Raw genomic sequence first — 11,933 nt, forward strand, 5'->3', positions numbered from 1 at the left:
AACAGGATTAAGATTAATATGAACCAAAGAAAAAATATTCTCCAATTTTTCATAATTTTGTCTCCTTTTTAGTAAGACTAAATAGACATAAAATGATTATTTAATTATAAAATATTTTTATAAATCTATTATAGTACAGAAACTTTTATTAAACTATAATAGCAAGAAAGAAATATTAATTAATTTGAATATTTTTGGTAAAAAGGTATAATTAAAATTACATTTTATGAGTAAAGGGAGGAATAATATATGGAAGATGGCAGTCCGTGGATTGCCATAGGTATTGTTGTTTTTCTTATTATTATTAATGGTATTTTGGCTTCAAGTGAGATTTCTTTGATTAGCCTGAAAAAAGTGAAATTAAGAAATAAAATTGAGTCAGGGGATAAAAAAGCAAAATTACTACTTGAAATGAAGCAGAATCCCAGTGATTTTCTCTCTACAATACAGATAGGCATTACCCTTGCAGGATTATTATCAGGTGCATTTGCTGCCGATACCCTGGCTAAGCCATTAATTAAATGGCTTTCAACTTTTGCTATTCCGCAAACCTGGCTTTCTTTTATTGACATATTTATGGTTTTCTTAATAACTATAATTTTGACATATTTTATGCTTGTTTTTGGTGAATTAGTACCAAAAAGACTTGCTATGAGAAACCCCTATAAAATTAGTTCGCGTTTTGTTTCTCCAATTATATTCCTGTCAGTAGTCACAAAACCTCTTGTTCGATTATTATCCATTTCTACTAATTCAGTATTGCGTTTTTTAGGAATAGAGCCTACTCAGGATGAACATATTATGACTGAAGAAGAAATATTGCTTAACCTGAGGGAAGGTAGAGAGCAGGGAACTATTGAAGAAACAGAAGAGCATATAGTCAAAAATCTATTTAAATTTACTGATTCTCTGGTGGAAGATGCCATGGTACATCGAACTGAGATACAGGCAGTTCCTGTAGAATCATCATTTATAGATATAGTGAAAATGATGAAGAAAACATCTCACGGTAAATTTCCTGTTTTTGAAGAAAGTATCGACAAAATAGTGGGTGTTGTGTATAGTAAGGATTTTATCTCTATGTATCCATCAGAAGAAGTAAAAACACCTATTCTAAAGGTAAAAGATATAATGCGTCCCCCATTTTTTGTGCCTGAATCGCACTTGCTGGTTAATCTTTTTAGTGAAATGAAGCAGCATAAGGATTATCTGGCTGTGGTAGTGGATGAGTATGGTGGAACATCCGGAATTATTACCATGACTGATATTTTAGAGGAGATTGTAGGAGATATAGAGAAACCGTATATCGAGATGATACAGAAGATTACCGGTGGTGGATTTCTTGTTGATGGTCGAATAAAAATGAAAGATCTATTGGAGTTTCTCAATATAAGTATCGACACGGACGAAAATAATACTTTGAGTGGTTTTATCATCGATAGCTTAGGATACGTACCCGAAAAAGAAGAATCACCGGAAGTTGAAGTTGAAAGTTATATATTTCGTGTTAAGGAAATGAGCGGTCCGTTAATTCATTCTGTTTATATTAAAAATAAATAATAACATAAATAATCCAGCTGTTTAACTTTACAGGATTATAATAAAACTTGAATAGAATCTACAATAATAACCAAATCAATAATATTTCTGCAACAAATTTATAATAAAAAAATATAAAAATAATTTAACTAAACTCGTAGTATATTTAGTAAAATCAAAATTATTAAAATTTATTTAAAATAAGGATAATCCATCTATTTTTAGGAGGAGATCATTAATATGAAAAATTGTTTGAGTTTTTACGCATAATAAGCTATAAAAGAAAAATATAATTGATATTAATATATAAATTTCGTCCATTAATTATATTTACCTGTTGGTTGTTTTAGTTTATTGAAAAATATTTTTGTAAGCAGTCCATTATAAAGCTAAAAAATTAAGGAGTATATAAAATGAAGAAAAAGATAGTTATTGTTGGAGCAGGATATGCAGGAATCCTGACTGCCAAAAAATTGTCTAAAAAATTTAAAGATAAGAACGAAGTTTCTATCACAATAATTGATAGAAATCCATACCATGCATTGCTCACTGAGCTGCATGAGGTAGCGGCTAGTCGGGTGAATGAAGAAAGCATCAGGGCAAGTTTAAAAAAGATATTTGCCGGAAGGAATGTAAAAGTTGAGCTGGATAATATAAATTCTTTTGACTTTGACAAAAAACAAGTAGTTGGAGAGGAAAATACATATGATTATGATTATTTAGTTCTCAGTGCCGGTTCAAAGCCAACTTTTTTTGGAGTAAAGGGGGCTGCAGAAAATACCTTCCAACTTTGGTCTTATGATGATGCGTTAGCAATTAGACACCATATTCAGAATGTATTTAGCAAAGCCAGTCGTTTAAGGGATAAAGAGGAGAGAAAAAAGGTACTCACATTTTTTATAGTCGGTGCAGGTTTCACAGGGGTAGAAATGGCCGGTGAATTAGCTGAGTATATACCAATTATAACTGAAAAATTTGAAATTGACCATGATGAAGTAAGTATCAATATAGTTGATATTTTAAGCCGTACAATACCTAATCTGCCGGAAGAACTCTCAGAAAAAGCTGAAAGGTATCTTAAGAAGCTTGGTGTCAATTTATTTCTTAACTCTAATGTCTGTGAAGTAGGTCCTGATTATATCCAGATTATTCAGAATAATCAATGTAACCAATATGATACAAATACAGTAATCTGGGGTGCCGGGGTTGAAAGTGCAGATATTGCCGGAAAAGCTGCTGAGGTATTAGAATCCGGAAACAGGAACAGGATAAAAACAGATGCCTATCTCCGTTCAGTAAATTATAACAACGTATTTGTTATTGGAGATAATATGCTTTATATACCGGAAGGGGAGGAAAAGCCTGTGCCACAAGTAGTAGAAAACTGTGAACAGAGTGCAGCTGCAGCTTCCCATAACATTCATTGCTTAATCAACGGTAAAGAGAATCTAAAAAAGTACAAACCAAAGTTTCACGGATTTATGGTATCTATTGGCGGACGTTATGGTTTAGCCCGTGTTGGTTTCCCAAACTTTATGATTAATTTGCCATCATTCCTGGCCATGTTTGTCAAACATTTTGTCAATGTTATGTATTTTGCCCAGATATTAGGATGGAATAAAGTATTCAGCTATCTTAAACACGAATTTTTTACTATACGAAATTGCAGGAGTTTTGTAGGAGGACACTTTTCAAACCGCACTCCCAGCTTTCTTCTTGTTCCATTAAGAATCTGGCTTGGTCTGGCCTGGATATTAGAGGGAGTTAAAAAGGTAAGTGAGGGCTGGTTTTCAGAGACTAAGCTGACTTCTTTTTTTGGATCAGCAACTGATTGGTTTAATTCAGTTTTAGGGATTACTTCAGAAGCTGTTGAAGCCACAAGTTCAGCTACAGCTGCTGCAGGAGCAAATGAGACAGTCCAGAGTATTGGCACTGCTATAATTAACTGGAACATACTGGGATTATTTAAAGTATATTTTGTAAGTGGCAAGGAACTTATAGAGTCAACTTTAGGTGACTTTGCCTTAAAACTTGATGTTCCGCTTATCAACTGGTTTATTGATAATATTGTTTTGTCTGGTGATACTATTCAGATTTTTATGCAGTCAGGAATTGTGATAGCTGAAATAGCAATTGGATTAGCCTTAATCGGAGGTTTATTTACATTTCCTGCAGCAGGTGTTTCCCTGATTTTATTATTAATGTTTACCTGTACTACCGGTGTTTACCTGAATAATTTTTGGATGATATTTGCCGGTATTGCAGTGCTTATTGGTGGAGGGAGAATCTTTGGTCTGGATTATTACGTAATGCCCTGGCTGAAAAAATGGTGGAAGAATATACCAATTGTAAGAAAGTTGTATATTTATAATGATTGATAGTGTTAAACAGGCTGATACTGTAATTGAATATAGTTATGAAGAAGCTCTTGATATTCTGAAAGACGAGATAGATAAGATATTATCAGCTTCCCCAAAAATTATTCGGGAATATACAATGCATTTAGGCAAGAGCTTCGGTAAATTGATGAGAGCAAAATCTATCCTGATATGTGCTGAGAATAAACAGGGTTTTGTATTAAGCAATGCTGTTATACTTGCTAATGCAATAGAACTTCTGCATCTTGCTACTTTAGTGCATGATGATGTTATTGATAAATCTGACATGCGACGCGGAAAGGTTACCTTGCAGAAAAAATACGGGAATAGGATTGCAGTAATCTGTGGAGATTACCTGTTAAGCGTGGCTTTAAAGATGGTTGCCGCAGTTTCTGACAAAGAAAAATATCTGGATAAAAAAATTCCGGATTTTGTTGGAAATATTTGTTTGGGAGAATTGCGTCAGCAAATTAATAATGGCAATTACAACCTGTCTGTCTTTCAGTATTTAAGGATTATTTCCGGGAAAACTGCATGTATGTTCAAGACTGCCTTTTATGCAGGAGCATCCCTGGTAGAGGAAGATGAAACTAAAATTAGAAAATATGCTAAAATTGGCCATTATCTTGGGATGATTTTTCAATTGACTGATGATTGTATGGATTTTGAAACAACCGAAACAATAGCCAAAAAACCTGTACAATCAGATTATGAAAAAGATGTAATTACATTACCATTGATACATACATTTAAAGTTTTTGAAAATGTCAGAGAAAAAGCTAAAATCCACATCCTGACAAGGTCTGAAATAAATAAATTAGTAAAGAAATCAGGTGGGCTTTTATATACAAGAAAATTAGCCAGAAAATATTATAAAAAAGCCATAATGTTAATTCAGGAATTAGAAATAACCGAACAAAAGAGAGAGAGGATAGTATCATTGCTGGATAATGCCTATCGTGTTTTTTAGCTTCTACAGTAAAATTTACATTACATATATCTATAAAATATATTAGAGTAAAAAAATGATAAATAGATTTCTAAGTTTTATAGAAATAAAAACAAAAATTACCAGTATATTTGCCTTCCTTTTAGCATTGGCATATCTTTTTTATATACAGCAACCGATTAATTGGAGACTGACTGTAATTTTCTTTGCTTCAATGTTTATTTTTGATCTTACAACAACATCAATAAATAATTATATTGATACTAAAACCAATGACCAAAAATTACAATTCAAGCGAAAAACTGCTTTATTAATATTATTCTTACTGTTAAGCATCAGTACTTTATTGGGGTTATATCTGGCAATACTGACAGATCTTGTGGTGCTTTTCCTGGGAGGATTATGTTTTCTAACCGGCATCTTCTATACATTCGGTCCAATTCCTATTTCCAGACTACCACTGGGAGAAATATTGTCAGGTTTGTTCTATGGATTTTTTATTCCCTTCATAATGCTATATATTAATATGCCAGAAGGAACCTATCTCACATATGGTCTAAACTATGAACCTTTATCCATATTTATTAGTCTTAATATTATGCCCATCATAACTATAATTTTGTTATCTGCAGCACCGGTATGTACTACTGCAAATATCATGCTGGCAAATAATATATGCGATTTGGAAAAAGATGTCAAAGTAAAACGCTATACCTTGCCTTATTATATTGGAAAGAAATCATTATTTTTATTTGCCTGGTTATACTATATAATTTATATCACTACAATACTTATGGTATTTTTAAAAATATTACCCCCGCTTGTTTTGCTATTCATACTTACTCTTTTTATTGTTCAGAAAAATGTCAAACAATTTTTTAAACTGCAAGATAAAGAAAGGACATTCCCGTTATCGATAAAAAATTATATAATCATTATGGGAAGCAACGTGTTTTTGATATTTTTAAGCGGTTTATTATAGTAACAGGAACAATTTAGCTATATGAAAAAATATGATATTATTATAATCTTATTTATCCTGTTAATCAGTTTTTTCTCATACCTAATCTATCAGAATCAAGTTTCAAATAATCCGTTAAGAGCTGAAATTTATCATTACTCAGAATTAGTTGAGACAGTACCCTTAGATCAGGGCATTGACAGGATATTTTCTGTTAAAGAAAATGAGAATGTAATATTTCACCTGTTTATAGATGGGAACATTTGTTTCGAAGAATCAGATTGTCCGGATAAGTTATGTATAAAAACAGGAAAGATAAGCAAACCTGGTCAATTTGCTGCCTGTTTGCCCAATGGCTTGTTGTTAAAAATTGTCAGCGCTGATTATAATAATCGGGATGTAGATATAATAGTTGGAAATTAAAGAGAATCGGGATGCAGATGGAAAATTATGAAGCTTACCGTTTAACCGGTAATATGAGCAAAACGAAAGTAATGATATTTACGGGATTATTATTTGCCATTGCACTCATTCTTTCTTTGGTGGAAAGCATATTTCCGGTTATGCCGATGGTGGTTCCGGGGGTTAAGTTTGGTTTATCGAACATTATTGTAATGTATGCAATTTTCTTTTTAGGAGCAAAAGAAGCTTATCTTATAGCAATTTTAAAAGCAATATTTGTTTTTTTTACCAGGGGTTTTATAGCAAGCACGTTGAGCCTGTCCGGGGGATTGCTGTCTATTACCTGTATGTTATTAATTTTGTTTCTGCTGAAACAGAACATATCAATTATTGGTGTCAGTATAATTGGCGCAGTGTCGCATAATATAGGTCAATTTATCGTAGTTTCAATAATATATGTGGGCATAAGTCTATGGTATTATTTGCCAGTCCTGCTTGTAGCAGGGATTATTACAGGTTTGCTAACTGCAACAATGTTGAAGATTTTATTGCCTGCACTAAAAAGACTGGTATAATTAATAATAATTTGATATTAATTTAAAATACTAATTAAAAATGTATTAGTATTATTTAGTACTACCAAAAAAAGGAGGAAAAGGTAATGAAGAAATTGACACTAATCTATATAGTTATTACTGCTTTATTGATATTACCGGCAGGTGCTTTCAGTCAGGAAGCCGGGAATGCAAAAATCGGTTTAGCTGTGGATACTTCTATAGCAAACTCAGCTGATGCAGGCGAGGATAATGGCCTTGCTCAGGTTGATTCAATTATTGTTGCAGTGACAGTTGATGAGAACAGCAGGATTACAAATTGTGCCATTGATTCAGCACAGACTCGAATAAATTTCTCAAAAGACGGGGAAATTCTTACCCCTCTAAATGAAGTATTTGTCGGTAAACAGGAATTGGGAGAAAACTATGGAATGGTAGTTGCTTCATCCATAGGAAAAGAATGGCATGAACAGGCCACTGCTCTTTCCAATTACGTGATTGGTAAGACAATTGAAGAAGTGAAAGGCATTTCCCTAAATGAAGAGGGCATACCTAATGAATCTGAATTAACCTCTTCAGTAACAATACATATTTCTGATTTTATTACAACAATTGAAAAAGCAGTTAATAAGGTTGAAAACCTTGGTGCAGCAGCAAATGATAAACTTGGAATTGGATTAATAACAACTATTGATATGTCAGAAGATGCCACTGCTGAAGCAGATGGAACTGCCCAGGCCTATTCGAACATAGCTGCGGTAACCTTTGATAATGAAGGGATTATTACAAGTTGTATAATTGATGCTGCTCAGTCAGATGTTAAGTTTAATCGGGAAGGAAAAATTACCAGTGACTTGTCAATTAACCCGGAAACTAAAAATGAAATGGGAGATTCCTATGGCATGAAAGTTGCTTCATCTATAGGAAAAGAATGGTATGAGCAGGCAGAAGCATTTGCAAATTACATAATAGGTAAAACTATTGAAGAAGTAAAAGGCATTTCTTTAGATGAAGAGGGAAGGTCATCTGAATCTGAATTAGCCTCTTCGGTAACCATTCATATAGGACCATTTATTGAGATAGTTGAAAAGGCATATAACTCAGCAAAATAAAAGTAAAATATTAATACATATTAGTTTCTTTTGAAGATAAAAATGAGAGGTGAGTTTTACAACTGCCTCTCATTTTGTATACACAATAAGATTCCAGGTTATTAAAGCATAGTTCACGACAAATTATTTCTATTTCACTTAAAAATTTTGGAAAAATCTTATGAATAAAAAATTTAATCGATATTTAAATAAAACCAGCACAAAAATTTATATAAAAATATTTTTGTCCGTTATCATCAGTATATTTATTTTTTGTGTTTCAGCCTGTGAGAAACCGGAGAAAAAAAGATATGAAGCCCAATTTCTTACTTTATTTGATACAGTGACACAGATTGTAGCCTATATGGATAGTAAAGAACAGTTTCAAGAGCATGTAAATCAGATCTATCAGGATTTAGAGGCATATCACCAGTTATATGATATATATAATTCATATGAGGATATTATTAATATAAAAATAATTAATGATAGTGCCGGAGAAGAGCTATCCGAGATTGACAGCCGAATTATAGACTTGCTTTTGTTTGCTAAAGATATCTATCAACAGACAAATGGAAAAGTAAATGTTGCCATGGGTTCTGTATTATCTATCTGGCATGAATATCGGGAAAGAGGAATACAGGATCCAAAAAATTCCGAATTGCCCCAAATGGATTTACTTGAAGAAGCAGCCAGGCACACAGATATAAATAAACTTGTTATTGATAAGGAAGTCTCTACAGTATTCATCAAGGACTCCGAGATGAGTCTTGATGTAGGTGCAATTGCCAAAGGATTTGCAGTAGAACAAGCCAGCCGGAATGCTATAAATAGAGGATTTACTTCCGGATTAATAAGTGTAGGTGGAAATGTAAAAATAATTGGCACTAAAGATTTTAACATGGAAGGAGAATCCTGGAATATTGGAATTCAGAACCCTGAATCACCTGGTGTTGAATCAAATTTACATATAGTCTATCTGTCAGATCAATCCCTGGTTACCAGCGGGAATTACATTCGATATTATACAGTGAATGGGAAAAAGTATCATCATATAATTGACCCCGAAACATTATATCCGGCAGATTATTTTATTGCCGTTACAATAATATGTGAAGATTCAGGTGAAGCCGATGCACTGGCTACTGCCATTTATAATATGCCTTTGGAAGAAGGATTGGCATTAATTGAAAATAAATCGGGAGTTGAAGCTTTTTGGATTCTACCAGATGGCGAGCAAAAATTTTCTACAGGTTTTCAGAAATTTTTAGTAGAATAACCTCTGCTTTTTTTATTCTAAAAGCAATTAATCCAATTAATTCATAATCATTATCTCTGAAAAATTGCAGACGGTACAACTTTTCGTAATGATAAAAATTTACAAATCAGTTTTAAGGAATTTTTTTTGCGAGGCGTCTTATTTATTACTATAAGTAAGCATTTTAAAATAGAAATCATACAGGATGTTTTCATTGTTGAATGTGAGGCAGATAAATTATAATAAAAATAATTAGATAAACTGTTTGAACGAATTTTAATATATATTTTAATATAATAAAATTTAATTTAAAAAAGGTAATAATTACATGAAAGAACATCAGGTTTTGCTGGTAATTGATATGCAAAATGAAGGTTTGTTAAATAGGGATGTGTTTAATAAATATGAGCTAATAAATAATGTAAATAGTATAATAGATTTTTTTCACAAGAATAAAAAACCTGTATTTTTTATTCAACATTCCAATAAATCATTTTTAAAAGCAAACACTGATGGTTGGAAAATTTATGAAGCTTTGCATTTATCCAAGGAGGATAAAATTGTAAATAAGAGGAATATAAATGTTTTTCGAGAACAGCATTTTTTGTCTTTGCTTGAGGAATACAGGATAGAAGAGGCTATTATAACAGGATTAGTTTCTAATGGGTGTATTAATGCGGCCTGTCTTGGTGGGTTAGATATGGGAATTTCTGTAACATTAATTAGTGATGGGCATAGCACCTTTTGCAAGAATGCAGAAAAGGTTGTCTCAAAATATAATTTACAGCTGGAAAAGCAGGGAGTAAGGGTAATTCCTGCCCTAAAATGGTTAAGAATACAATTATAGATTCCAGGGTTTAATTTTTTAATATAGTTTGATAAAATAACTTTATTAAAGTAGCAGTAAGTAATACTGTCAGGGAGTTTTTATGTTTAATAGAAGTTATAATAGGATTAACTTTAAGTTAAAGACAATTCTTTATATGTTGTTTTTACCAGCAGTATTTTTAGTATTAACCTCCTGCAGCATAATTCCCGGGATAGGACAGTTTAATCCAGAAGGTAACTGGGAATTAGAGAAAACTGAACATTTTGATATTTATTATCGGGCTGATTCTTATGCTGAGGAAAATTTAGACGATATTGTCCGGGTTCAGGAGGAAACCTATCAATATATCCTGGAACAGCTGAATGTCCAGTTTGATGAAACAATTTCCATTTATATCTATCCAACACCGGAAGACGCAGGATGGGATCATGTGCAGGGTTTAGCCTATAACCGACAAAAAGTCGTATTAGGGGTATATAGTGAAAAAGGCAAATCAATAGGAGTTGAAGGAGCTTCTGCTCATGAAATAACACATGTCATTACCTGGAATGCAATAGGCAAACCCGGAACCACATTTCTAAATGAAGGCTTAGCAGTTACAATGGATGGAGTGTGGCATGCTGTATCTGATCCTATTACAGATTTACATCAATGGACTAAAAAGTTTATGGATGAAGATAAGCTTCCTGCTATAAGTGAGATGGTCAGTAGCTGGAATTCTCTCGATACTTTAATAACCTACCCGGTTAGCGGTTCTTTTGTATCTTATCTTGTAGATAAATATGGAATGGAAAAATTTAAAAAAATGTTGGTAGAAGCAAACAGACTCAATTTTAATTCAAAATGCCAGGAGATTTACAACAAGGAATTATCCACATTAGAACTGGAATGGAAGGTATATGTTATGGAGATAACTGCTTAACACAATTATTAATTATTTACTTATACCTTTTATAACTTATATCCAGTGATTTTTGAATCCATATTTAAAATTTAACTATTTATAATTTTTAGTTAAGGATCACAATTTTGTTAAATTTTCTTATCTGATATGGTTTCCTGATAAATTAAATTCTTTTATGTATACCTGAAAGGAGTAAATAAACTACACAAGTGATAAGAAAAATTCAAAAAAGTGACCTGGAACAAGTTTTAAATATTTGGCTGGAAGCATCAATTATTTCCCATGATTTTATTGATAGTAATTATTGGGTTTCAAAGATAAAGGATATGAAATATACATATATACCAAGCTCAGAGTCTTATGTTTATGAAAATAAGACTGGTATTTGCGGTTTTTTCTCATTATCTGAAAATATTTTAGCTGCTATTTTTGTTGCACCAAGTCAACAAAGTAAGGGAATTGGAATGAAATTGCTACAAACCGCAAAAGAATTACGAAGGGAACTGATTATAAATGTATATAAAGAAAATCAAAAAAGTATTCGATTTTACGAGAAAGCAGGATTTTGGTTTGTAAAGGAACAAGAAGATAAAAACACCGGTCATCTGGAAATAGTTATGCGATGGCCTTAAGAATATAATGTAATAATTTTGGATATAAATGTAAGGAGTAGGTAATAGTTAGCAGTTAGGATTTGGTAAAGATAGATCCGAGATGTAAGGTAAAATGCCAAATTTGCCAATTAACTTATTTACCGACCTATTAGTCAATAAAAACAGGTATTGGTATACTATAAGTTTTAGTTGTCAGTTCTCAGCTTTTAAAAAAAATCAGGTAAAGGAAAAATATAAGTAGAATAATGTTTGCAGTAGTTTTTGAATAAATTTTAATATTATATAGTATAGTAGATAATTGGCACAAAATTATGGCTATATATCAAGAAAGAACGGATTTATATGAAATATTTATCAGTTATAATTACAGTAATCATTTTAACATTAGCATTTTCTGTTATTGGATTCTTTTATTATTGGGCATTCCAGAATTCTCCATTACCTCCAATCTTTA

General features: G+C 32.1%; 11 protein-coding genes. All 11 read left to right on the forward strand.

What is annotated here, in order from left to right:
* Positions 1–249: 249 nt before the first annotated feature.
* The 11 genes from PHQ99_06095 to PHQ99_06145 all read left to right on the forward strand — a co-directional run bounded on the left by PHQ99_06095 (position 250) and on the right by PHQ99_06145 (position 11,497).
* Positions 250–1,560 (forward strand): hemolysin family protein, encoded by a 1,311-nt coding sequence (locus PHQ99_06095; protein MDD4289140.1) that lies wholly within the window; start codon positions 250–252, stop codon positions 1,558–1,560.
* A gap of 392 nt (positions 1,561–1,952) precedes the next feature.
* Positions 1,953–3,917, forward strand: coding sequence for an NAD(P)/FAD-dependent oxidoreductase (locus PHQ99_06100; GenBank protein MDD4289141.1), 1,965 nt, complete (start codon positions 1,953–1,955; stop codon positions 3,915–3,917).
* A complete protein-coding gene (locus PHQ99_06105; GenBank protein ID MDD4289142.1) occupies positions 3,910–4,887 on the forward strand; it encodes a polyprenyl synthetase family protein in 978 nt (325 codons plus the stop codon). Before PHQ99_06100 ends, PHQ99_06105 begins: the two co-directional genes overlap by 8 nt.
* A gap of 55 nt (positions 4,888–4,942) precedes the next feature.
* The gene (locus PHQ99_06110) at positions 4,943–5,848 is read left to right on the forward strand and encodes a UbiA family prenyltransferase (GenBank protein ID MDD4289143.1); all 906 of its coding nucleotides are present in this window, start codon (positions 4,943–4,945) and stop codon (positions 5,846–5,848) included.
* A gap of 21 nt (positions 5,849–5,869) precedes the next feature.
* Positions 5,870–6,250 carry a NusG domain II-containing protein gene (locus tag PHQ99_06115; GenBank protein ID MDD4289144.1) on the forward strand — a complete coding sequence of 127 codons (381 nt, stop codon included), beginning with the start codon at positions 5,870–5,872 and terminating at the stop codon, positions 6,248–6,250.
* An 11-nt stretch (positions 6,251–6,261) separates the two neighbouring features.
* Positions 6,262–6,804 carry a Gx transporter family protein gene (locus PHQ99_06120; protein ID MDD4289145.1) on the forward strand — a complete coding sequence of 181 codons (543 nt, stop codon included), beginning with the start codon at positions 6,262–6,264 and terminating at the stop codon, positions 6,802–6,804.
* An 86-nt stretch (positions 6,805–6,890) separates the two neighbouring features.
* Complete coding sequence (locus tag PHQ99_06125; GenBank protein ID MDD4289146.1) at positions 6,891–7,895, forward strand: hypothetical protein; 1,005 nt, start codon at positions 6,891–6,893, stop codon at positions 7,893–7,895.
* Positions 7,896–8,055: 160 nt separating this feature from the next.
* Positions 8,056–9,153, forward strand: a complete 1,098-nt coding sequence (locus PHQ99_06130; protein MDD4289147.1) for an FAD:protein FMN transferase — start codon at positions 8,056–8,058, stop codon at positions 9,151–9,153.
* A gap of 307 nt (positions 9,154–9,460) precedes the next feature.
* On the forward strand, positions 9,461–9,979 hold the full coding sequence (locus PHQ99_06135; GenBank protein ID MDD4289148.1) for a cysteine hydrolase: 519 nt from the start codon (positions 9,461–9,463) through the stop codon (positions 9,977–9,979).
* An 82-nt stretch (positions 9,980–10,061) separates the two neighbouring features.
* Positions 10,062–10,883 carry a peptidase MA family metallohydrolase gene (locus tag PHQ99_06140; protein MDD4289149.1) on the forward strand — a complete coding sequence of 274 codons (822 nt, stop codon included), beginning with the start codon at positions 10,062–10,064 and terminating at the stop codon, positions 10,881–10,883.
* A 191-nt stretch (positions 10,884–11,074) separates the two neighbouring features.
* Positions 11,075–11,497 (forward strand): N-acetyltransferase, encoded by a 423-nt coding sequence (locus tag PHQ99_06145; protein ID MDD4289150.1) that lies wholly within the window; start codon positions 11,075–11,077, stop codon positions 11,495–11,497.
* Positions 11,498–11,933: the final 436 nt, after the last annotated feature.

Source organism: Atribacterota bacterium (assembly GCA_028703475.1).
Lineage (GTDB): Bacteria > Atribacterota > Phoenicimicrobiia > Phoenicimicrobiales > Stramentimicrobiaceae > JAQVMU01.

Coding starts and splice junctions, on each gene's coding strand:
- PHQ99_06095 (MDD4289140.1), top strand. CDS start 250: ATGGAAGATGGCAGTCCGTGGATTGCCATAGGTATTGTTGTTTTTCTT.
- PHQ99_06130 (MDD4289147.1), top strand. CDS start 8,056: ATGAATAAAAAATTTAATCGATATTTAAATAAAACCAGCACAAAAATT.
- PHQ99_06100 (MDD4289141.1), top strand. CDS start 1,953: ATGAAGAAAAAGATAGTTATTGTTGGAGCAGGATATGCAGGAATCCTG.
- PHQ99_06120 (MDD4289145.1), top strand. CDS start 6,262: ATGCAGATGGAAAATTATGAAGCTTACCGTTTAACCGGTAATATGAGC.
- PHQ99_06125 (MDD4289146.1), top strand. CDS start 6,891: ATGAAGAAATTGACACTAATCTATATAGTTATTACTGCTTTATTGATA.
- PHQ99_06105 (MDD4289142.1), top strand. CDS start 3,910: ATGATTGATAGTGTTAAACAGGCTGATACTGTAATTGAATATAGTTAT.
- PHQ99_06140 (MDD4289149.1), top strand. CDS start 10,062: ATGTTTAATAGAAGTTATAATAGGATTAACTTTAAGTTAAAGACAATT.
- PHQ99_06110 (MDD4289143.1), top strand. CDS start 4,943: ATGATAAATAGATTTCTAAGTTTTATAGAAATAAAAACAAAAATTACC.
- PHQ99_06135 (MDD4289148.1), top strand. CDS start 9,461: ATGAAAGAACATCAGGTTTTGCTGGTAATTGATATGCAAAATGAAGGT.
- PHQ99_06115 (MDD4289144.1), top strand. CDS start 5,870: ATGAAAAAATATGATATTATTATAATCTTATTTATCCTGTTAATCAGT.